Annotated in this window: 20 protein-coding genes and 1 riboswitch; of the genes, 7 read left to right on the top strand and 13 right to left on the bottom strand. The window is 72.4% G+C overall.

Annotation, left to right across the window (positions count from 1 at the left end; genetic code table 11):
* Positions 1-132: 132 nt before the first annotated feature.
* The 3 genes from pgsA to CLT68_RS13775 all read right to left on the bottom strand — a co-directional run bounded on the left by pgsA (position 133) and on the right by CLT68_RS13775 (position 3324).
* Complete coding sequence (gene pgsA / locus CLT68_RS13785; protein ID WP_099851318.1) at positions 133-726, bottom strand: CDP-diacylglycerol--glycerol-3-phosphate 3-phosphatidyltransferase; 594 nt, start codon at positions 724-726, stop codon at positions 133-135.
* A gap of 77 nt (positions 727-803) precedes the next feature.
* Complete coding sequence (gene rimO, locus CLT68_RS13780) at positions 804-2312, bottom strand: 30S ribosomal protein S12 methylthiotransferase RimO (protein ID WP_099857124.1); 1509 nt, start codon at positions 2310-2312, stop codon at positions 804-806.
* Between the two features lie 88 nt (positions 2313-2400).
* Positions 2401-3324, bottom strand: coding sequence for an ornithine cyclodeaminase family protein (locus CLT68_RS13775; RefSeq protein WP_099851316.1), 924 nt, complete (start codon positions 3322-3324; stop codon positions 2401-2403).
* A gap of 92 nt (positions 3325-3416) precedes the next feature.
* A riboswitch (guanidine-III (ykkC-III) riboswitch) is annotated at positions 3417-3490 on the top strand.
* Between the two features lie 56 nt (positions 3491-3546).
* On the opposite strand from CLT68_RS13775, the gene CLT68_RS13770 reads away from it, so the two are divergent.
* Both CLT68_RS13770 and CLT68_RS13765 read left to right on the top strand, forming a co-directional pair.
* A complete protein-coding gene (locus CLT68_RS13770) occupies positions 3547-3861 on the top strand; it encodes an SMR family transporter (RefSeq protein ID WP_099851315.1) in 315 nt (104 codons plus the stop codon).
* A 74-nt stretch (positions 3862-3935) separates the two neighbouring features.
* Positions 3936-4181 carry a hypothetical protein gene (locus CLT68_RS13765; RefSeq protein WP_099851313.1) on the top strand — a complete coding sequence of 82 codons (246 nt, stop codon included), beginning with the start codon at positions 3936-3938 and terminating at the stop codon, positions 4179-4181.
* 100 nt (positions 4182-4281) lie between these two features.
* On the opposite strand, the gene CLT68_RS13760 is transcribed toward CLT68_RS13765, so the two are convergent.
* Positions 4282-6741: an FtsK/SpoIIIE family DNA translocase gene (locus tag CLT68_RS13760; protein WP_099851312.1), complete on the bottom strand. Its 2460-nt coding sequence runs from the start codon at positions 6739-6741 to the stop codon at positions 4282-4284.
* A 113-nt stretch (positions 6742-6854) separates the two neighbouring features.
* Between CLT68_RS13760 and CLT68_RS13755 the strand changes: the two genes are divergently transcribed.
* From CLT68_RS13755 to CLT68_RS13745, 3 genes are read left to right on the top strand one after another with little or no spacing between them, the layout of a single operon-like run.
* Entirely contained in the window at positions 6855-7334 is a 480-nt protein-coding gene (locus CLT68_RS13755) for a type III secretion system chaperone family protein (RefSeq protein ID WP_088946726.1), read from the top strand.
* Entirely contained in the window at positions 7331-9004 is a 1674-nt protein-coding gene (locus CLT68_RS13750) for a type III secretion system chaperone family protein (protein ID WP_099851310.1), read from the top strand. The genes CLT68_RS13755 and CLT68_RS13750 overlap by 4 nt, the downstream gene beginning before the upstream one ends.
* 15 nt (positions 9005-9019) lie before the next feature.
* Positions 9020-9403 carry an LPXTG cell wall anchor domain-containing protein gene (locus CLT68_RS13745; protein WP_099851309.1) on the top strand — a complete coding sequence of 128 codons (384 nt, stop codon included), beginning with the start codon at positions 9020-9022 and terminating at the stop codon, positions 9401-9403.
* Here the strand turns inward: CLT68_RS13745 and CLT68_RS13740 are convergent.
* The 5 genes from CLT68_RS13740 to CLT68_RS13715 form a co-directional block, all read right to left on the bottom strand.
* Positions 9348-11036: a ribonuclease J gene (locus CLT68_RS13740; RefSeq protein ID WP_099851307.1), complete on the bottom strand. Its 1689-nt coding sequence runs from the start codon at positions 11034-11036 to the stop codon at positions 9348-9350. The genes CLT68_RS13745 and CLT68_RS13740 overlap by 56 nt on opposite strands.
* A 52-nt stretch (positions 11037-11088) precedes the next feature.
* Positions 11089-12015 (bottom strand): 4-hydroxy-tetrahydrodipicolinate synthase, encoded by a 927-nt coding sequence (dapA, locus tag CLT68_RS13735; protein WP_088946723.1) that lies wholly within the window; start codon positions 12013-12015, stop codon positions 11089-11091.
* 47 nt (positions 12016-12062) lie between these two features.
* Entirely contained in the window at positions 12063-12803 is a 741-nt protein-coding gene (gene thyX / locus CLT68_RS13730; protein WP_099857122.1) for an FAD-dependent thymidylate synthase, read from the bottom strand.
* A gap of 842 nt (positions 12804-13645) precedes the next feature.
* A complete protein-coding gene (locus CLT68_RS13720; protein WP_099857120.1) occupies positions 13646-14191 on the bottom strand; it encodes a DUF2752 domain-containing protein in 546 nt (181 codons plus the stop codon).
* A 106-nt stretch (positions 14192-14297) separates the two neighbouring features.
* Positions 14298-15527, bottom strand: coding sequence for a winged helix-turn-helix domain-containing protein (locus tag CLT68_RS13715; RefSeq protein ID WP_099851306.1), 1230 nt, complete (start codon positions 15525-15527; stop codon positions 14298-14300).
* 79 nt (positions 15528-15606) lie between these two features.
* Here CLT68_RS13715 and CLT68_RS13710 point away from each other — a divergent pair, with 79 nt between their 5' ends.
* Positions 15607-16158, top strand: a complete 552-nt coding sequence (locus tag CLT68_RS13710; protein WP_099851304.1) for a GNAT family N-acetyltransferase — start codon at positions 15607-15609, stop codon at positions 16156-16158.
* Here the strand turns inward: CLT68_RS13710 and CLT68_RS13705 are convergent.
* Positions 16057-17331, bottom strand: a complete 1275-nt coding sequence (locus CLT68_RS13705) for a glycosyltransferase family 87 protein (RefSeq protein ID WP_099851303.1) — start codon at positions 17329-17331, stop codon at positions 16057-16059. The two genes, CLT68_RS13710 and CLT68_RS13705, sit on opposite strands and share 102 nt — an antisense overlap.
* Positions 17332-17366: 35 nt before the next feature.
* Between CLT68_RS13705 and CLT68_RS13700 the strand changes: the two genes are divergently transcribed.
* Positions 17367-17951, top strand: a complete 585-nt coding sequence (locus CLT68_RS13700) for a GNAT family N-acetyltransferase (RefSeq protein ID WP_099851301.1) — start codon at positions 17367-17369, stop codon at positions 17949-17951.
* Between the two features lie 45 nt (positions 17952-17996).
* Here the strand turns inward: CLT68_RS13700 and CLT68_RS13695 are convergent, their stop codons facing one another.
* The 3 genes from CLT68_RS13695 to CLT68_RS13685 all read right to left on the bottom strand — a co-directional run bounded on the left by CLT68_RS13695 (position 17997) and on the right by CLT68_RS13685 (position 20818).
* Positions 17997-18482, bottom strand: a complete 486-nt coding sequence (locus CLT68_RS13695) for a GNAT family N-acetyltransferase (RefSeq protein ID WP_099851300.1) — start codon at positions 18480-18482, stop codon at positions 17997-17999.
* A 61-nt stretch (positions 18483-18543) separates the two neighbouring features.
* Positions 18544-19311, bottom strand: a complete 768-nt coding sequence (dapB, locus tag CLT68_RS13690; RefSeq protein WP_099851298.1) for a 4-hydroxy-tetrahydrodipicolinate reductase — start codon at positions 19309-19311, stop codon at positions 18544-18546.
* Positions 19312-19420: 109 nt separating this feature from the next.
* Positions 19421-20818 carry a M16 family metallopeptidase gene (locus CLT68_RS13685; protein WP_099851297.1) on the bottom strand — a complete coding sequence of 466 codons (1398 nt, stop codon included), beginning with the start codon at positions 20816-20818 and terminating at the stop codon, positions 19421-19423.
* Between the last annotated feature and the right edge of the window lie 18 nt (positions 20819-20836).

Below are 20836 nucleotides of genomic sequence, written 5' to 3'. Positions count from 1 at the left end.
TCCTTCCCCACCCAACGGCCCCCAACCCTGCCGACCCGATCGCGTCGATCATGAAGTTATCGCCACGACACGCCGCTGCGGATGGCAACAACTTCATGATCAACGGGGGGGGTTGGTTGGGTTGGTTGGCTTTCAGCGGGGGCGGCGGAGGCGTAGGGCCTGGGCTATGTAGTCGAAGCCGGTGGCGACGGTGACCACGACGGCGGCGGCCATGATCCACGGGCCGACGGCGGCCAGGGCGGCCGGCATCGGCCAGAGGTACCAGGCGATGGCCAGGATCTGGAGCGCCGTCTTGACCTTGCCGCCTCGGCTGGCGGCGATCACACCGTGCCGGATCACCCAGAACCGCAGGCCGGTGATGCCCAGCTCACGGACGAGGATCAGCGCGGTCACCCACCAGGGCAGTTGGTCGTACCAGGAGAGCAGCACCAGGGCCGCGCCGGTGAGCGCCTTGTCGGCGATCGGGTCGGCCACCTTGCCGACCGAGGTGACCAGCCCGAACCGGCGGGCGATCCACCCGTCCACCAGGTCCGTAGCCGAGGCCACCGCGAAGATCAGGCACGCCGCCATCCGCCAGCCGGAGTGGGTCATCCCGGACACCACCACCGAGGCGGCGAAGACAGGCACCAGCACCAGCCGCAGGGCGGTCAGCGCGTTGGCCGCGTTGAGGACGGGCACCACCGCCACCACCGCCCGGCCGGGCGTCGACTCCGTCGCCCCGGTCACCGCCGCACCCCGCTCGGGTCGCCGTGGCGTTCCCGGTACCGCACCACGTGGCTCCCCCGCTCCGCTCGGGCCCGCCGTCACCGTGCCGCGCCGGGCGCCGCCGAGATCATCTCATCCGGCACGGCGAGCAGGTCCACCCCTTCGGTGCCGGTCACCGTTGCGCGTACCAGGTCACCCGGGCGCAGCGCGGAGAGGTCGACCCCACCCTCGGTCGGGGCGACAAGGGTGGTGGAGCCGTCCACCTCCGGCGCCTGGTGCGCCGCCCGGCCCTCCACCACGCCGTCCTCGATCGTGTCGACAAGCACCTCGACGCATCTGCCGAGGCGGTCCTCGGCCCGCTGCGAGCAGAGCTCGTCGGCGAGCGCGCTGAGCCGGTCGTACCGTCGCTTGATCGTGGCGGCGGAGACCTTGCCGGGCAGGCCGGCGGCCTCGGTGCCGTCCTCGTCGCTGTAGTCGAACATGCCGATCGCGTCGAGCCGGGCCTCGGTCAGGAACCGCACCAGCTCGTCGACGTCGGCGCGCGTCTCGCCGGGGAACCCGACGATGAAGTTGCTCCGAGCGCCAGCGTCCGGGGCCAGCGCACGGGCACTCGCCAGCAGCTCCAGGAACCGGTCGGTGGAGCCGAAACGCCGCATGCGGCGCAGCACCGGCTCGCTGGAGTGCTGGAACGACAGGTCGAAGTACGGGGCGACGCCCGGAGTGTTGGCGATCGCCTCGACCAGCCCGGGCCGGGTCTCGGCCGGCTGGAGGTAGCTCGCCCGCACCCGGACGATGCCGGTCACGGCGGCGAGCTGCGGCAGCAGCTTCTCCAACGCGCGGGGGTCGCCCAGGTCCTTGCCGTACGAGGTGGAGTTCTCGCTGACCAGCACCAGCTCCCGTACGCCGGACTTGGCCAGCCACTCCGCCTCGGCGAGCAGCTCGTCGGGCGTACGCGAGACGAACGCCCCACGGAAGGCGGGGATGGCACAGAACGCGCAGCGCCGGTCGCAGCCGCTGGCGAGCTTCAGCGAGGCCACCGGGCCGGTGTCCAGTCGACGGCGCAGGATCTGCCGCAGGTGTGCCGGGGTGTGCTCGTCGGTGTCGGTGGTGGTGCGGGTCACGGTGCCGTGCCCGGGCAGCGACACGCCGCTGTCGCGCCGCTTCACCGGGGTCAACGGCAGCAGCTCCCGCCGGTCCCGGGGCGTGTGCGCGGTGATCTGCTCACCGGCGACGACCGCGTTCAGCCGGGCGGCGATGTCCGGGTAGTCGTCGAAGCTCAACACCGCCTGCGCCTCGGGCAGGCTGTCGGCGAGTTCCCGGCCGTACCGCTCGGCCATGCAGCCGGCGGCGACGACCTTGGCCCCGGTGCCGGCGGCGGCGAGCAGGGTCTGGATGGAGTCCTGCTTGGCCTTCTCCACGAAACCACACGTGTTGACGACCACCACGTCGGCGCCCTCGCCGTCGGTGCTCACCTGCCAGCCGTCGGCGTGCAGCCGGGCGGCCAGCTCCTCCGAGTCGACCTCGTTGCGGGCACAGCCGAGGGTCAGGAGGGCGACACGACGGCCCTCGGCGTGGTCGGAAGGAGAAGGAGCGGTGGCAGACACCATCCGAGGGTACCGGGCCGGCTGGGGAACCCCACGCACGCGGGCTGCGGGCACGACGCGCGCACCGTCGTTCCGCCGCGCCCGCGGCCGGTCAACGCGCCGCGGCACCGACACGGGTCAACGCGTCGAGCAGGAAGACCTCGGTCCCGGACAGGCCGGTGGAGCAGAAGACGGAAACCTGGTCCGCGGTGGTCCGGCCGGGGACCGCACCGGCCAGGATGCCCCCCAGGTCGCGCAACCGCTCGGCGTACGGGGGTGTGGCCGCGAGCATGGGCGGCTGGTAGTCCGCCGCCTGGACCGGTGAGTCGGTGACCAGCAGGTCGGCGGTGTCCAGCAGGTCGGTGCCGAATTCGCTGCGGTTGAGTTGCTTGAAGCCGACGGCGTTGACGTGCGTGCCGGGGCTGAGGTCGGCGGCGCAGAGCACCGGGGTCGGGCTGGTGGTGGCGAGCACCACCAGGTCGCGCCCTGCGACGGCCACGCCCGGGGTGGTCACCGCGCGGGCCGGCACACCCAGCTCGGCGCGGACCCGGGCGGCGAACGCGTCCCGGCGGGCGGCGGAGCGGCTGTGCACCACCACCTCGCGCAGCGGGCGGACGGTCGCGGCGGCCCAGACCTGCGTCCACGCCTGCCGGCCGGAGCCGATCACACCGAGGGTGGCCGCGTCCGGGCGGGCCAGCGCGTCGACCGCGAGGCCGCCCAACCCTCCGGTACGCCGGGAGCCCAACTCCTCGCCCACCGCCACCGCCCGAACCGCCCCGGTGCGGGCGTCGTGCAGCACCACCAACTGTTCGCCCTGCTCGTGGCCGAAGGTGTCGTAGGAGCGGAAGCCGTACCACTCGCCGACCAGGTGCCCGGCGGTGAGCACCATCCGCCCGCCGTCGAGCGGGGCGGCGGCCCGAGGCGGAGCGATCAGCCGTCCCTCGTACGCGGCCAGAAGAGCGGCCCGCATGGCGGCGACCGTGGTGGCGGCGTCCAGCGCGGCGGCGACCTCGGGGTCGGCGTAGAGCAGAGTCATGCCAGCAATACTGCAAGTTGAAGTGAAGTGGAGGTCAACGGGCCGTGGCGGGAGTCACCGCCCGACGCCCGGCGCCGGTGCTAGCGTCGGCTTCGGTGGCCGGAGGATGCTCGTGGCCGCCCCGGACGAGTGGTGGGCGTACCCGGTCAGGCCAAGACGCCCCGTGTGACGTGCAGACTCGTCCCGGCGCGACAGCCCGGGCGCCTTTTCGTGAGGTGGACGATGGCTTGGCTCGTGCTGGTGATCTCGGGACTGTTGGAGGCGGCCTGGGCGATCGCCCTGGACCGCAGCGCCGGCTTCAGCCGGCTGATCCCGTCCGTGGTGTTCGTGGTGACCCTGCTCCTGAGCATGGCCGGGCTGTCGTACGCCCTCCGGGAGATCCCGGTAGGCACCGGGTACGCGGTCTGGGTCGGCATCGGCGCGGTCGGCACCGCGCTGGTCGGGATGCTGGCGCTCGGCGAGTCGGCGAGCCTGCCCCGGATCCTCTGCCTGCTGCTGGTGGTCGTGGGCGTGATCGGTCTGAAGATCTTCCACTGAGGAAGTACGCGTGACAAGTCCGCACAGTGGGTAGTCATCGATCCGTCACGACAGGCTCTCACACGGAGGAAGACATGGCCGACATGCCGAGCACCGCCCGTCCCCGCAGCAACGCCGCCCGCATCCTCACCATCGTGGGCTTCGTCTTCGCGGTCCTCGCCCTGCTGCTCAACCCGATCATCTTCGGCGTGCTCGGCGTGATCGCGGGCATCGTCGGCGCCGTGCTGGGCGACAAGCCGCTCGGCTGGTACGCCGCCGCGGCCAGCGTCGTCGCCGCGATCCTCGGCGTGGTGGTCTTCGCCGCGTTGATGAACAACTGACACGCTTCCCCAGCCACGGGCCCGCCTTGTCTCGGCGGGCCCGTCGTGCGTTCCGGGGTCGGTCGTACCGTCGACCGGCCCTCGCAGCGCTACTCCCCGGTCATTCCCCGTCGCCGCGCAGGCCGGCCAGGACGTCCTCCAGCTCGTCCGGCTTGACCAGCACGTCGCGCGCCTTCGACCCCTCCGACGGCCCGACCACCCCACGGGTCTCCATCAGGTCCATCAGACGGCCCGCCTTCGCGAAACCGACCCGCAGCTTGCGCTGGAGCATCGAGGTCGAGCCGAACTGCGAGGTGACCACCAGCTCCACCGCCTGCACCAGCAGGTCCAGGTCGTCGCCGATGTCCTCGTCGGGCTTCTTCTTGGTCTCCTGTGCGGGGGCCAGCACGTCCTTGCGGAACTCCGGCTCGCGCTGGTCCTTGCAGAACTTGACGACGTCGGCGATCTCCCGCTCGGTGACCCAGGCGCCCTGGATGCGGACCGGCTTGGAGGCACCCATCGGCAGGAACAGCCCGTCGCCACGGCCGAGCAGCTTCTCCGCGCCCGGCTGGTCGAGGATGACCCGCGAGTCCGCGAGCGAGGAGGTGGCGAACGCCAGCCGGGACGGCACGTTCGCCTTGATCAGACCGGTCACCACGTCGACCGAGGGGCGCTGGGTCGCCAACACCAGGTGGATGCCGGCGGCCCGGGCGAGCTGGGTGATCCGGACGACCGAGTCCTCCACGTCGCGCGGCGCGACCATCATCAGATCGGCCAGCTCGTCCACGATCACCAACAGGTACGGGTACGGGCGCATCTCCCGTTCGCTGCCCGGCGGGGCCTTGATCTCGCCGTTGCGGACCTTGCGGTTGAAGTCGTCGATGTGCCGAACCCCGTTGGCGGCGAGGTCGTCGTAGCGCATGTCCATCTCGCGGACCACCCAGTCCAGCGAGTCCGCCGCCTTCTTGGCGTTGGTCACGATCGGGGTGACCAGGTGCGGGATGCCCTCGTAGCCGGTCATCTCGACCCGCTTCGGGTCGATCAGCAGCAGCCGCACCTCGTCCGGGGTGGCCCGGGTGAGGATGGACACCAGCAGGGTGTTGAGGCAGCTCGACTTGCCCGCGCCGGTGGCGCCGGCGATGAGGATGTGCGGCATCTTGGCGAGGTTGGCCACCACGTAGCCACCCTCGATGTCCTTGCCGAGGGCCACCACCATCGGGTGGTGGTCGCTGGTCGCCGCCCGTGAGCGCAGCACGTCACCGAGGGCGACGTTCTCCGGGTCGGTGTTCGGGATCTCCACGCCGACGGCGCTCTTACCCGGGATCGGGCTGAGGATCCGCACGTCCGGCGACTTCACCGCGTACGCGATGTTGCGGGACAGCTGGGTGATCCGTTCGACCTTGACGCCGTGCCCCAACTCCACCTCGTAGCGGGTGACCGTCGGGCCGCGGGTGAAGCCGGTGACCGCGGCGTCCACGTCGAACTGGTCGAACACGCCGGTCAACGCGGCGATCACCTCGTCGTTGGCCTTGCTGCGGGTCTTCGCGGCGGCCCCGGCGCTGAGCATGTTGGCCGGCGGCAACGTGTAGTCCCCGGCCAGCCCGGTCAACGCGAGCTGCTCGGCCCGGGTCGGAGCGGGCGAGTGCTCCGGCGGCTCGACCGGCGGCTTGCGGCTCGCCGACACCTTCGCCGGCGACTTGCGCGGCAGCACCATGGTTTCCTGGAGGTCCGCGCCGTCCAGGTCCTCGAAGTCGTCCGGGTCGAGCGGCGGAGGCATCCGCTTGGCCGGCCGCTTACGCGTCGGCTTCGCGACCTGCTCGTCGGCGTCCTCCGTGGAGGAGTCCGGTGCGGCGACCAGCCCACCGGCGAGCAGCCCGAGGCGCTCGGGGATCTTGTTGATCGGCGTCGCGGTCACCACGAGCAGACCGAAGAGCAGCAGCAGGACCAGCAGCGGCACCGCCACCCAGGCGGTGACGGCCCGCTCCAGCAGACCACCGACGCCGGCGCCGACCAGACCGCCCGCGAAGTCACGCTCCAGCGGATCGGCCGGGTCCTGGCCGATCTGGAGCAGCGCTGCGGTCGACACCAGCAGCGAACCCCAGCCGATCAGCCCACGGCCCCGGTGCTCGGGGTCGGCCGGCTGACGCATCAGCCGCCACGCCCCGATCATCAGCAGCACCGGCACGACCACCGAGATCGCGCCCAGGAACAGCCGGATCGTGTCGGCCAGTCGCGCGCCCACCGGGCCCGCTCCGGAGAGCCAGAGCGCCACGGCGGAGAGCAGGGCGAGCCCGAACAGCAGCAGCCCGGCGCCGTCCCGGCGGTGCTCCGGGTCGAGGTCGCGGGCCGAGGCGGCCTGCCGGCCGGCGGCCCGCACCGCCCAGCCCATCCCGTGTGCCAGACCCATCCACAGTGCGCCGACCGCCCGGCCCACGTAGACGGCCGGGCCGGGCCGGGCGGGCGCGGTACGCCGCCGGACCGGTGCCCGGGTCTTCTTCGCCGGTTGACGGGCACGACTGTTGGTGCCACCGCGCGGCGACGCGCCGCGCCGCCGGCTCGCCTGAGAGGTACGGCCCGCCATAGAGTCACGGTAACGGTGGGGCCGGGCAGATCCCCGCTTTTCCGGGTCGTGTCCGCGCGTCGCAACACGACCGCCACCGCCGGTCGTGATATCCGCCTCAGAAGGGATGCCCCATGGCGTCGCCGGAAACCGCGGGCGATCCCGACGATCCGCTGGCCGGGCACCCCGGTGCGCTGCGTCCACTGAGCGGCGAACTGGTCGCCGCGGTGCTCGCCGCCCGTGGCCGGTCCGTCGGCCTGACCGTGGACGGCGAGTTGGTGGGCCGCTTCGACGACAACATGATCTGGTTCCTCCGCCTGGGCGGCGACGGGGAGCTGCTCCAGGTACGCACCATGGTCACTCCCACCTTCGGAATCGAGCAGGTGCCCGCCCTGTACGCCTTCTGCAACTCGTGGAACCACGACCGGCTCTGGCCGAAGGCGTTCGTGCACGTCGACGACGACGGTCGAGCCCGGGTCTACGGCGAGGTGATCACCGACCTGGAACGCGGGGTGACCCCGCACCAGCTCGACCAACTGCTCGACTGTGGCATCTCCACCGGCTGCCAGCTCGCCGTGGCGGTCCGTCGACTGCCCGGCGCGGTGCTGTCGTGACCGGCCGGGACGAGTTCACGGGCAGTCGCACCAACCGGACCGGCGCTGCGCCCGACGGCCCGGTCGGCGGGGGCCGCCTTCCGGCGCTGGAGGCCGCGCTCGCCGATGCCCGGGACCGGCCCGACGGCCCGGACCGGCAGGTGACCCTGGAACGGCTCGCCGAGCGCGCCGACGCCGCCGGCGACGTCCGGTCCGGGGTGGACGCCCGGTTCGCGCTGATCGAGGCGTACCTGCTCGACGGGGAGCGGTGGCGCCTGGTCGAGCCGGTCCGGCGCTGCCGGGCGGCCGCCGACCACCGACCCGAGCTGCTGACCGACAACGAGACCGGGCTGCTGCTGCGCTACCAGCGGTACGCGGTGGAGGCGCTGCTCGGCACCCCCCGGGTCGGGCTGGACCAGACCAGGGCCCTGCTGCACGACCTGGCCCACCGGGTCGGCACGGACGGTCCGGACGCGCCAACCGTCGCGGAGCTGCACTGCCGAATCGCCGATCACCTGGGCGACGAGCCAACCGCCCGCCACTGGTATGAGCGGTGGTCCGGGAAACGGCCCGGCCCCGCCGGCGGGTGCCCGGGCTGCGCCTCCGCTCGGCGGGCGGAGCTGCTGGCCGGCTGGGGTGAGTGGCGAGCCGCGCTCGGCGAGCTGGAGAAGCGCGACGGCGAACCGGAGCCCTGCACCGACCAGCCCGAACGGGACCTGCTCGCCGGGCTGCTGCCCGCCCTGCGGGCCGGGGAGCCGGAGCGGGCCGCGGCGGCGCACGTGCGGGCGTACCACCGGCACCAGCGTGAGCCGGCCGCGTTCCCGTACCTCGCCGCGCACCTGCGGTTCTGCGCGTTGGGTGGGCACCTGGCACGAGGGCTGACCATCCTGACCGAACAGCTGCCCAGACTGGACCGACCCAGCGACGACCTCGCCGCGATGGAGTTCGCCGCCGCCGGCGCGCTGGTCTGCGCGCTGGCCGAGGAGGCCGGGCTGGGTGGGCGACCGCTGCCCCGACCGGCGTACGGCGGACGACCCGCCACCGAGCCGGACGTGTCCACACTCGGCGCCCTGCTGCTCGGTGTGGCCAGTGAACTGGCCGGCAGCTTCGACGCCCGCAACGGCACCGGCCACCACTCCGGCCGGATGGCCGCCTGGCTCGCGGAGCGCCCGCTCACCGCACCGGTTGCGCTGCCCGCCGACGACGAGCCGGACGGGCCCGACGCCGACGGGTCTGACGAGCCCGACACCGACGGGTCCGACGAGGCGAGCGGGTCGGGCGAGCGGGAGCTGATGGCGCTGACGGTCGACATGATCACCGCGGTACTGGACCGGCGCGGCGACCAGTACCTGGTGGAAGAGGGCGACACCGTCGTCGGCCGGTGGGGCGGCGTGGTGATCCAGTTCCGGCGGGCCGGCGAACGTGGCGAGGTGCTGCACGCCCGGGCAATGGCCGCCCGCCGGCTGCCGGCGACCCGCCGCTCCGAGGCGTACGCGTTCTGCAACGCCTGGAACCATGACCGGCTGCTGCCCAAGGCCTACGCGCACGACATCGGCGAGGAGTTGGTGCTGGCCGGCGACGTGGCCACCGATCTGACCCACGGGGTGGCCCCGGCGCAGCTCACGGTGCTGGTCGACGCGGCCATCGCCACCGGCGTCGCCTACGCCGAGGCGGTCGCGGCGCTCCCCTAGTCGCGACCAGGGCGAATGGTTGCGCTCCGGGGCGCGCCTGTGCGACATCCGACAGGACGCAACCGGACGTGCCGCGTCGATGTGCCACGGCCATCACCGACCGCCACCGCGGGCCCGACCGCCACCGCGATCACGTCCACCCCGGAGCCGGCGCAACTGCCCCGCACCGGTGTCTCCGGCAGCACGTACGGCCTCATCGGAGCGGCCCTGCTGGCCCTCGGGGTCGGGCTGCTGGTGCTGCGGCGACGACTGTTCCGGGCTGAGCCGGAACACCTCCTGAACGAGCCGGGCCGGCCACCGACATCCACGGGGGATGTCGGCGACCGGCCCGGTCACGCGTGTGTCAGACCTCGACGACGGTGGGCACGATCATCGGGCGACGACGGTACTTGTCGTTGACCCACCGCCCCACCGTGCGCCGGACGATCTGCTGGAGCTGGTGCGGGTCGGTGATGCCGTCCGCCGCGGCCCGGTTGAGCGCCTCGGTGACCAGCGGGACCACCGGGTTGAACGCCTCCGGGTCCTCGGAGAAGCCCTTCGCGGACAGCGTCGGGCCGGCGACCACCTTGCCGGTGACCGAGTCCACGACGACGGTGGTGGCGATGAAGCCGCCGTCGCCGAGGATCCGCCGCTCGGTGAGCAGCGACTCGCTGACGTCACCGACGGCGAGGCCGTCCACGTAGACGTACCGGCTCTTCACGTGCCCGACCAGTGTGGCGCGACCCTCGACCAGGTCGACCACGTCGCCGTCCTCGCAGATCACCACCCGGTCGGCGGCGACCCCGGACTCGATGCCGAGCCGGGCGTGGGCACGCAGGTGGCGCCACTCGCCGTGCACGGGCATCAGGTTGCTGGGCCGAACCACGTTGAGCAGGTAGAGCAGCTCTCCGGCGGGGGCGTGCCCGGAGACGTGCACCTTCGCGACGTCCTTGTGCACGACGACCGCGCCGGCCCGGGCAAGCCGGTTGATCACCCGGTAGACCGAGGTCTCGTTGCCGGGCACCAGCGAGGAGGCCAGCACGACGGTGTCGCCGGGGGCGATGGTGATGTGCCGGTGGTCGCCGCTGGCCATCCGGCCCAGCGCGCTCATCGGCTCACCCTGGGAACCGGTGGACATCAGCACGATCTCGTCCGGCGGCAGCGTGGTCGCCTCGTCGATGCTGATGACCAGCCCGGCCGGGATGTTGAGCAGGCCGAGGTCCCGGGCGATGCCCATGTTGCGGACCATGGACCGGCCGATCAGCGCGACCTTGCGGCCGTGCTCCCCGGCAGAGTCGAAGACCTGCTGCACGCGGTGCACGTGCGACGCGAACGAGGCCACGATGATGCGGCCCTTGGCCTTCGCGAAGATCGAGTCGAGCACCGGCCCGATCTCCCGCTCCGGGGTGACGAAGCCGGGGATCTCCGCGTTGGTGGAGTCGGACAGCAGCAGGTCGACACCTTCGGCGCCGAGCCGGGCGAAGCCGGCCAGGTCGGTGATCCGACCGTCCAGCGGGAGCTGGTCCATCTTGAAGTCGCCGGTGTGCAGCACCAGGCCCGCGGGGGTGCGGATGGCCACCGCGAGGGCGTCCGGGATCGAGTGGTTGACCGCGAAGAACTCACACTCGAACGGGCCGAGCCGCTCCCGGCCGCCCTCCCGCACGGTCAGGGTGTACGGCTGGATCCGCCGCTCGGCCAACTTGGCCTCGACCAGGGCGAGGGTGAACTGTGAGCCGACCAGCGGGATGTCGGGCTTGTGGGCGAGCAGGTAGGGCACCGCGCCGATGTGGTCCTCGTGACCGTGCGTCAGCACGATCGCCTGGACGTCGGCAAGCCGGTCCAGGATCGGCCCGAAGTCGGGCAGGATCAGGTCCACACCTGGCTGCTCGACGTCGGGGAACAGGACCCCGCAGTCGACGATCAGCAACTTGCCGTCGAACTCGAAGACGGTCATGTTCCGACCAATGGCGCCGAGCCCGCCGAGCGGGATGATCCGCAGGCCACCTTCCGGCAGCGGCGGGGGTAGTTCCGCCTCGATGTGCGCCTCGGTCACGCGTCCACCTCAATCTGCGACGCCGTCACTCGGCGTCCATCGTGTCGTTTGATCATTCGGGCAGCTCCATGCCCGCTGCCGCAAAGTCCGCGCGCAGCTGGGCGATCTCGTCGTTGGTGGCGTCCACCAGCGGGGGTCGCACCGGGCCGGCCGGCAGACCCAGCGATGCCAGGCCCGCCTTCACCAGGATCGTGCCCTGCGTGCGGAAGATGCCGGTGAACAGCGGCAGCAGCCGCCGGTGCAGCGCCAGCGCGGTCGGCATGTCCCCCGCGTCGTACGCCTCGATCATCTGTGCGGCCAGCGCCCCGGTGAAGTGCGTCGAGGTGCCGACCAGGCCCACGCTGCCGACGGCCAGCGCCGGCAGGGTGAGGGCGTCCTCGCCGCTGTAGAAGGCGAGGGCGGTCCGGCTGGTCACCCAACTGGTGGCGGTCAGGTCGCCCTTGGCGTCCTTGACCGCGACGATCCGGCCGTGCTCGGCGAGCCGGACCAGCGTCTCGGTGTCGATCGGCACGCCGGAGCGGTGTGGGATGTCGTACAGCATCACCGGGAGGCCGGTGGCGTCGGCCACCGCGGTGAAGTGCCGCAACAACCCGCTCTGCGGTGGCTTGTTGTAGTACGGGGTCACCACCAGCAGACCGTGCGCACCTGCCTTCTCGGCGGCGGCGGCCAGCTCGATGGTGTGCCGGGTGTCGTTGGTGCCGACCCCGGCGACCACCTTGGCGCGGTCACCGACGGCCTCCACCACGGCCCGGATCAGGTGGTCCTTCTCCGCCTCGGTGGTGGTCGGCGACTCGCCGGTGGTGCCGTTGACCACCAGTGCGTCGTTGCCCTGCTCGTCGACCAGGTGGCTCGCCAGCCGGGCGGCGCCGTCGAGGTCGAGCGAGCCGTCGGGGGTGAACGGGCTCACCATGGCGGTGAGCAGCCGGCCGAAGGGGCGGGACGCCGGTCGTGCCGCGGCGTCGAGGTGGTCGTGCGTCATACCCTCCAACCTAGCGGACGACCAGCCGGGGCCCGCCGGGGAAGGGCTCAGGACGCCTCGTGCGGGCTGGCCGCCACCTCGGTGCCGTCCGGCAGCGTGGAGATCACGAAGTCGGCGAACACGTTGGGGGCGACGTCCTGGAGCTGCCGCAGGCACTCCACGGCCAGCTCACGGATCTCCACATCGGCGTGCTCGGTGGCGCGCATCGCGACGAAGTGCCGCCACGCCCGGTAGTTGCCGGTGACCACGATCCGCGTCTCGGTGGCGTTGGGCAGCACCGCCCGGGCCGCCTGCCGGGCCTGCTTGCGGCGCAGCGTCGGGTTCGGTTCGTCGGAGAAGCGCTTTTCGAGGCCCTCCAGCAACTCGTTGTACGCCCGAATGCTCGCCTCGGCGGCCTCGGTGAACTTCTTGTGCAACTCCGGGTCGTCGGCGATGACCGCCGGCTCGACCATGGCCGCGTCCCGCTCCGGGACGTAGCGCTGGGACAGCTGGGAGTACGAGAAGTGCCGGTGCCGGATCAACTCGTGGGTGAAGGAGCGCGACACCCCGGTGAAGTAGAAGGTGACCGACCCGTGCTCCAGCACCGACAGGTGCCCGACCTCCAGGATGTGCGCCAGGTAACCGGCGTTGGTGGCGGTCGCCGGGTTCGGCTTCTTCCACGACTGGTAGCAGGCCCGGCCGGCGAACTCGGCGAGCGCCTGGCCACCTTCCGCGTCGGTCGACCACGGCACGTCGTCCGGGGCCGCGAACTGGGTCCACGCGATCAACTTGACCTGGGGCTGCACCATCTCCGGCATGCCAGGGACTGTAGTGGCGCGGTGCCTCCCGCCCCAACTCAGGCACGCCTCGTGCAATGTCGATCACTCAGGCAGCGGCGGGCCCGCCGCCGACCCGGGGCTTTGGCCGGGGTCCGGGTCCGAGGTCCGAGGTCCGAGGTCCGAGGTCCGGGCATCGTCGTCGAGGCCGGGGCGGACAGTTCCATCGGCGTCCTTTGGAGCTGAATCGTTGGCGACATCAGCCCTCGGCGGATGGGCGGATGGGCGGATGGGCGGATGGGCGGATGGGCGGATGGGCGGATGGGCCAGCCCAGCCGACGACCAAGGTCGACCGCCGCTCAGGTGCCCAAGCGACCCGAACTAGCCGCGCGGCCCGCGGCCCGCGCGGGCCGCGCGGGCCGAACCCGAGCGACCCGAACCCGAGCGACCCGAACCCGAGCGGCCCGCGCGGCCCAAGCCCGAGCGACCCCGAGCGGCTCAGCAGCCGCTTCCGCTCGCAAGATCGCGCAACATCCTTGTAGTGGCATCCGGCGCGCCCGACCCCGCTACATCCAGGGGTACATCGGCCGCCGTGCGCCGCAGACGCGGGTGTGCGGCTGCCTAATGGGGTGATCGACTCGGGTTCCTGGAAGTCGGGGTATCCGGGTCGGGTGGATGGCCCGGTTTCCTGGATGCCGAGTCGATCATGGGTGGTGGGCGCTCGGAGGGGCCCTGATGTCGTAAACGAATCAGCTCCAAAGGACGCACGAACAACGCATGCCGGCCGAGCCCGCAACCGCCCGCCGGTCGCATCCGGGCACCGGCCCGTCGGGCGGCGGCAGGGCGGGCGGCAGGGCGTCGGGCGGCAGGCGCGCTCAGACGTACAGCGAGGTGAACGGCGCCCAGGGCAGGTTGCGCAACACCGAGAAGGCCAGCCACGCGCCCATGAACCCGACGATGACCTTCGAGCTGAGTCGCAGCTCCGGCAGTCGCCAACCGAACGCCTGGTTTCCCGCCCAGGCCACGAAGAGGTACGCGAGGAACGGCAGCGCGAAGACGAACAGGAAGTGGTGCCGGGCGGCGGCTGGCAGGTCGGCGTGCAGCACGTACCAGAGTGCGCGGGTGCCCCCGCAGCCCGGGCAGTCCAGCCCGGTGGTCAACTTCAGCAGACAGGTGGGCGCGGCGTCCGGGGCGGCGTGGGTCGGATTGCTGAGCACCGCGTAGCCCATGCCGATGGCGACGCAACCGACCGCGGCCAGCGGCACCGCCCAGCGCGGTGAACGCTCGTAGAGCCGCAGCACGAACCGCGTGATCCGGTCCGGCTTCAGTTCCGCGTAACCATCCGGCGGGGGCGTCGGCCAGCCGGCCGGACCCGAGCCACCCGATGCCGGGTCGGCCGGGACCTCGCCGGCCGATGCCAGGCCGGTCGGACCGGAGCTGGTCGACACCGCGCCGACAGGCACCGGGTGAACCGCCCCGGGGGCGGGCTGCGGCTGGTCGACCGGTCCGGGAGCGCTCGTCACGCGCTCACGGTACACCGGACACGCCGGTCAACGCGGCGGTGAGCGGACCGGCCAGGTCGCCGGCCGTGGGCGGCTCCACCGCGTCCAGACCGAGCCAGCCGGCGAGTCGGTGCAGCTCGGCGGCGAGGGCCACAGCGGTCTCCCCCGGGTCGGCGCCGGGCTCGACCCACGCGGCCGGCACCAGCAGCACACCGGCCTTGCGATCGGCCTTCAGGTCGACCCGGGCGGTGAACCGGTCGCCCTGCAGGAAGGGCAGCACGTAGTAGCCGTAGACCCGCTGTGGCGCCGGGACGTAGATCTCGATCCGGTAGCTGAAGTCGAACAACCTCTCGGTGCGGGCACGTTCCCAGATCAACGGGTCGAAGGGGCTGACCAGGGTGTTGCCGCGAATCCACCGGGGCAGCCGCGCGGACGCGTGCAGCCAGGCCGGCTGTCGCCAGCCCGCCACGGTGACCGGCACCAGCTCACCGGCCTCGGCCAGCTCCGCGACGGCCTGGCGGGCACCGGCCAGTGGCAGTCGGAAGTAGTCGCGCAGCTCCGGCTCGGCGGCCACCCCGAGCGACCGCGCGGCGAGGGCGACCAGCGTGCGGTACGCCTCGGCGTCGGTCGGGGTGGGCGCGGCCAGCACCGCCGCGGGCAGCACCCGCTCGGGCAGGTCGTAGCGGCGGGCGAAGGAGGTGCTGCGCTCCGCGGCGGTCACCTCGCCGGCCCAGAAGAGGAACTCCAACGCCCGTTTGACCGCCGACCAGTTCCACCCCCAGTTGCCGGTCTCCCGAGGTGCGTCGTGCTCGATCTCGGCAGCCGTAAGCGGGCCGCGGGCGGCCACCTCGTCGCGAACCCAGGCGACCAGCTCCGGCTGCTCCTGGGCGACCCGCTGCATGCCACCCCAGGAATCGCTGTGCGCGCGAGCCATCCGCCAGCGCAGCACCGGGTGCAGCTCGACCGGGACCAGCGACGCCTCATGACCCCAGTATTCGAACAACTCGCGGGGGCGGCGGTAGGCGGCCTGGTCGAGCAACCTGGTCGGGTAGGGCCCGAGCCGGCTGTAGAGCGGCAGGTAGTGCGCGCGTTGCAGCACGTTGACCGAGTCCATCTGGATCAACCCGACCCGGTCCAGCACCCGGCGCAGATGCCGGCGCGTCGGCACGCCGGTTGGCGCGGGGTCGGCGAAGCCCTGGGCGGCGAGCGCCACGCGGCGGGCCTGGGCGAGCGAGAGTGATTCCGGTGCGGTCATCGTCGGCGACGATAATTCATCGGTACGACGCCGGTGCGGGAAGCTGGACGTGACGGCCAACGGGGCATAGAACGGTGCAATGCTGACCATCCGTCGGGAGGAGCCGGACGACGCCGAAGCCGTCGCCCGGGTGCACGTGCACGGCTGGCAGGCGGGCTACGCCGGCTTCATGCCGGACGAGGTGCTGCGGCGGCTGAACGTGGCGGCGTGGGCACAGCGCCGTCGCGACATTGGCACCGCCGACCCCGAGCACCCGTTCACGACCCTGCTCGGCGAGGTGGACGGGTTGGTCGTGGGCTTCACGACGTTCGGGCCGTACCGCCGCGACCAGGACCGCGACGACCTGGACCCGACGGTCGGCGAGGTGCTGGCGATCTACGTGGAGCCGGCGTGCTGGGGTGACGGGACCGCCACCGCGCTCCTGGCCGCCGCCCGGGCCGGGCTGCACGAGCGGGGCTGGACCGACTATCGGCTGTGGGTGCTGGCGGACAACCGGCGGGCCCGACGATTCTGTGTGCGGGCCGGGTTGTCACCGGACGGTGAGCAGTCGACCTACGAGGTGCCGCTTGCCGGTGGGAGCCCGCCGGTCGGGCTGGTCGAGCTGCGGTACGCCGGACGCCTCGACGGCTGAGCCGCCCCGGGTCAGCCAACGGCGGATCGGCAGGAAGGCCAGCAGCGCCAGGCTGATCCACACGTAGGCGTTGCTGCCCAGGAAGCCGTCGACCCCGGTGAAGTCCTTCTCCCAGAACCAGACGGTGCGGCTGATCAGCACCGCGTACCCGATGGTCGCGGCGACCAGCAGGACCCGCCGTCGGCGGCCGGCCGGCGCGGCCATCGCGTTTTCGACCAGCAGGATCAGCGCGGGCAGCAGCCAGACCAGGTGGTGCACCCAGGTGACCGGGCTGACCAGGCACATCACCGCGCCGGTCAACGCCAGGCCGGTCGCCTCGTCGCCGGCCGCGACGGCGGCCCGGGACCGCCAGGCCCAGAGCGCCAGGGTGCCGAGCACCAGCAGCAGCCAGAGCAGGGTGCTCGGGTGCTGCGGGTCGAGCCGGGCGACGACCCCGCGCAGCGACTGGTTGGAGACGAAGGCGAGCTCGCCGACCCGGCCGGTGTTCCACAGCGCCTCGGTCCAGAACTCCCGGGACGCGTCGGGGAAGAGCGCACCGGCCAGAAGCGTCACCCCGGCGGCGGTGCCGCTGGCGGTGAGGGCCGCCCGCCATCGCCCGGTCACCAGCAGATAGACGATGAAGACACCCGGGGTCAGTTTGATCGCGGTGGCGAGCCCGATGCCCACCCCGGCCCACCGGTTGCCGGCCGGCAGCAGCCGCAGCAGATCCACGGCCACCAGGAACAGCAGCAGCGTGTTGACCTGACCGAAGTTGACCGTCTCCCGCATCGGTTCGAACGCGGCGGCCAGGCAGAGCGCCACGGCGAGCGCGAACCACCGGGTCCAGCCGGCCCGGCGGGCGATCGGGTCGATCAGCCACCAGAGCAGCACCGCGGTGGTGACCACGCTGGCGAGCACACTCACCACGATCGCGGCCGTCCACGGCAGGTACGCCATCGGCAGCATGACCAGCGCGGCGAACGGCGGGTACGTGAAGCCGTACTGGGTGCCCGGCTTGAGGTAGTCGTAGATCTCCCCGCCGTCGTGCACCCACCAGGTCAACGCGCCGTAGTAGACCTTCAGGTCGAAGAAACCGTGCCGGACGGCCGCGACGGCGAGGAACGCGGTGACCGCCGCGGCGAGCACCACCACCCCGGTGACCTGCGCGGTCGTCCTGTTGGCACCCTGCGCCACCGTCGCCTCCCTCGCCCTGCGTAGGCTTCCGTCCCATGGCTCTCGGGTACGTCCGCCCGGCGCGTCCCGAGGACGCCGGCGAGATCGCACGCATCCAGCTCGCAACCTGGCGGGTCGCGTACCGCCGCATTCTGCCTCGGCACGTGCTCGACAACCTGGACGAGGCGTTCCTCGCCCGGCGGTGGAGCGCCGCGGTGCTGGAGCCGCCCTCGGGCGCGCACCGCGTGCTGGTCGCCGTCGAACAGGCCGAGCAATCGTATCTGGTGGGGTTCGCCGCCTCCGGCCCGGCTGACGCCGAGGCGTTGGCCCCGGGTGAGCCGGCCCACGCGCTCGGCCCCGACGTGGCCGCCGTGACCGACCTGCTGGTCGAGCCGCGGTGGGGCCGGCGCGGGCACGGCAGCCGGCTGCTCGCCGCCGCCGTCGACCTGTGGCGGGAGGATGGGCTGAGCCGGGCGGTGGCCTGGGCGTTCGAGGGTGACGAGGCGACCCGGAAGTTCCTCACCAGCACCGGTTGGGAGCCCGACGGCGCGGCCCGAGCGCTGGACGTCGACGACATGCTGGTGCCTCAGGTGCGCCTGCACGTCGGCGTCCCGGCGGAGAAGGTGCCCGCAGAAGAGTGACGCGGCCGGTGTGGCGGCCTCTGCCGGGCCGCTGCACTGTGTCGGTCAGCCCTTGTCCGACCCGCCGTTGGCTTCGGCAACCAGCTCTTCGTCGTCGACCGCTCCGGTGGGGTGGAAGCCCAGGGAGGTGTAGAGGGCGGCGGCCGGGGTGTTGTCCGGGTGGTACGAGAGGCGGACCGGCGGGTTGCCCTCCCTCGCCGCCAGCCAGGGGGCCAGCGTCTGCACGGTGGCCCGGCCGACGCCCCGGCCCTGCTCGGCGGCGTCGATCAGCATTCCGCCGATCCAGTGCGAGCCGTCGTCGTCCACGCCCCACATGACGTGGCCGACGACCGTCTCGTCGGCGTACACGGCGAGTGAGGTCCACACCTCCGAGCGGCTGCTCAGCAGCAGGTACCGCGCGCCCAGCGCGGCCACGAACCGGCGCTGGTCGTCACGCGGGGCGACGTCGGCCACAGCCCGCCAGTTGTCGTCGTCGACCGGCCGGAGCGTCACCCGTCGCCCGGCCCTGTCCAGGTGTCCCCCATTGATCATCCGCCGGATGCTACCCGAGCTGGGGGCTCAGATCTTGGCCGCGTGGCGGAGGAACGGACCGTCAGTCGAGCAGGGCGTCCAGACCGACGGTGAGGCCGGGGCGGTTGCGCACCGCGCGGACGGCCAGCAGCACACCCGGCATGAACGACGCCCGGTCGTACGAGTCGTGCCGGATGGTCAGCGTCTCGCCCGTGGTGCCGAAGAGCACCTCCTGGTGGGCGACGAGGCCGGTGGCACGAACGGCGTGGACGCGTACCCCGTCGATGTCGGCGCCGCGCGCGCCCGACACCTCGTCCTTGGTGGCGTCCGGCACCGGGCCGAGGCCGGCCTCCGCGCGGGCCCGGGCGATCTGCCGGGCGGTGTGGGTGGCGGTGCCGCTCGGGGCGTCCAGCTTGCGCGGGTGGTGCTGTTCGATGATCTCGACGGACTCGAAGTGCCGGGCGGCCCGCGCGGCGAACTGCATCATCAGCACCGCGCCGATGCCGAAGTTCGGGGCGATGACCACGCCCACCCCGGGCCTGTCGGCCAGCCAGCCACGCACCTGCTCCAGCCGCTGCTCGGTGAAGCCGGTCGTGCCGACGACCGCACTGATGCCCTGGTCGATGCACCAACGCAGGTTGTCCATGACGACATCGGGCGTGGTGAAGTCGACGACCACCTCGGCGGCGGACACGGCAGAGCGGCTGTCGCCCTGGTCGATCGACGCCGTGAGTTCGAGGTCGTCGGCGGCGTCGACCGCCTTGCAGACCTCGATGCCCATCCGGCCGCGGGCACCCAACACGCCGACCCGCAGCGGCTTGGCCGGGGTCTTGTCCTGCTCGTCAGTCACGGGGCACAACCTATCCCAATCGGGACGTGTCCTTCCGGCCGGATCCGGTGCGCTCCACCGGCCGGGACGCCCCGACCGGGGTGCCGTCGACCGCGCCGCGCGGCAGCCCTCAGACCGCGAAGTCGCCCGCGCCGAAGGGGCCGACCACGGCCAGCGACATCGGCCGGCTGAGCAGCTCGGCAGCGAGGACGTTGACGTCCTCCACGGTGACCTCGTCGACCCGTCGGAGCAGCTCGTCGACCGGCATCAGGTCGCCGTAGAGCAGCTCGCCCTTGGCCAGCCGGCTCATCCGGGAACCGGTGTCCTCCAGGCCGAGCACGAACGAGCCCTTGCTCATGCCCTTGCCCCGGGCCACCTCGGCCTCGGTCAACCCGTCGGCGGCGACCCGGGCCAGCTCGGCACGGGTCAGGGCCAGCACCTCGTCCACCTTGCCCGGCGCGCAGCCGGCGTAGACGGCGAACAGGCCGGTGTCGGCGTACTGGCTGGCGTAGGAGTAGACCGAGTACGCCAGGCCGCGCTGCTCGCGGATCTCCTGGAACAGGCGACTGGACATGCCACCGCCGAGCACGTTGTTGAGCACCCCGAGGGCGAAGCGCCGCTCGTCGAGGCGGTCGATGCCGGGGCAGCCGAGGATGACGTGCGCCTGCTCGGTCTCCTTCGGCTCCACCACTGTGGTCGCCGGCTTCGTCCGTACGGTGGGGGTTGCCGCGCGGTACGGCGCCGGGGTGGCCGGGTCGCTGTCCAGGGGGGTGCCCCGCACCGCCTGGCGGACCATCTTGACCACTGCGGCGTGGTCGAGGTTGCCGGCGGCGGCGATGACGATCTGCGGTGCCGTGTAGCGGCCCCGGTAGAAACTCTGGATCTGCCGGCGGGTCATCGGCGTGACGGTCTCGGCGGTGCCGGAGATCAGTCGGCCCAGCGGGTGGTCGCCGTAGACGGCCTGGACGAAGAGGTCGTGCACCTCGTCACCGGGCTCGTCGTCGTGCATGGCGATCTCTTCCAGGATCACGCCACGCTCGGTCTCGACGTCGGCCGGCTCCAACAGCGAGTCGGCCACCAGGTCGCACATCACGTCGACCGCGAGCGGCAGGTCCTCGTCCAGCACGCGGGCGTAGTAGCAGGTGTATTCCTTCGTGGTGAAGGCGTTGGTCTCGCCACCCACCGCCTCGATCTGCGAGGAGATCTCCAGGGCGGTGCGCTTGTGCGTGCCCTTGAACAGCAGGTGCTCAAGGAAGTGCGCGGCACCGGCCTGCGGACCGGTCTCGTCGCGCGAGCCGACCGCCACCCAGACGCCGAACGAGACGCTGCGCATCGCCGGAATCGCCTCGGTGAGGACGCGCAGCCCGCTGGGCAGCACGGTACGTCGTACCGTGCCGCCCAGCGGATCGTCGCTGAGCGTCCGGGTCACCGCGCGGGCGGTGCCGCCGGAGCGGCCCGCCCCGGTGTCCCGAGAGGGGGCCACCCCCCGTCGATCCGGTGGAAACGGCGCGCTGAAGGCCCGACTCACGACTTGCTCCCGGTTCGA

The organism is Micromonospora sp. CNZ299 (assembly GCF_002754415.1).
This window is presented reverse-complemented; position numbering and strand designations above follow the sequence as displayed.

Bases quoted from the DNA above. Each gene is read 5' to 3' on its own strand.
- CLT68_RS13775 (WP_099851316.1), bottom strand. From the start codon at position 3,324: ATGACTCTGCTCTACGCCGACCCCGAGGTCGCCGCCGCGCTGGACGCC.
- CLT68_RS13715 (WP_099851306.1), bottom strand. From the start codon at position 15,527: ATGACCGCACCGGAATCACTCTCGCTCGCCCAGGCCCGCCGCGTGGCG.
- CLT68_RS13760 (WP_099851312.1), bottom strand. From the start codon at position 6,741: ATGGCGGGCCGTACCTCTCAGGCGAGCCGGCGGCGCGGCGCGTCGCCG.
- CLT68_RS13700 (WP_099851301.1), top strand. From the start codon at position 17,367: ATGGCTCTCGGGTACGTCCGCCCGGCGCGTCCCGAGGACGCCGGCGAG.
- CLT68_RS13695 (WP_099851300.1), bottom strand. From the start codon at position 18,482: ATGATCAATGGGGGACACCTGGACAGGGCCGGGCGACGGGTGACGCTC.
- dapA (WP_088946723.1), bottom strand. From the start codon at position 12,015: ATGACGCACGACCACCTCGACGCCGCGGCACGACCGGCGTCCCGCCCC.
- CLT68_RS13710 (WP_099851304.1), top strand. From the start codon at position 15,607: ATGCTGACCATCCGTCGGGAGGAGCCGGACGACGCCGAAGCCGTCGCC.
- rimO (WP_099857124.1), bottom strand. From the start codon at position 2,312: ATGGTGTCTGCCACCGCTCCTTCTCCTTCCGACCACGCCGAGGGCCGT.
- CLT68_RS13745 (WP_099851309.1), top strand. From the start codon at position 9,020: ATGGTTGCGCTCCGGGGCGCGCCTGTGCGACATCCGACAGGACGCAAC.
- thyX (WP_099857122.1), bottom strand. From the start codon at position 12,803: ATGGTGCAGCCCCAGGTCAAGTTGATCGCGTGGACCCAGTTCGCGGCC.
- CLT68_RS13755 (WP_088946726.1), top strand. From the start codon at position 6,855: ATGGCGTCGCCGGAAACCGCGGGCGATCCCGACGATCCGCTGGCCGGG.
- CLT68_RS13765 (WP_099851313.1), top strand. From the start codon at position 3,936: ATGGCCGACATGCCGAGCACCGCCCGTCCCCGCAGCAACGCCGCCCGC.
- CLT68_RS13770 (WP_099851315.1), top strand. From the start codon at position 3,547: ATGGCTTGGCTCGTGCTGGTGATCTCGGGACTGTTGGAGGCGGCCTGG.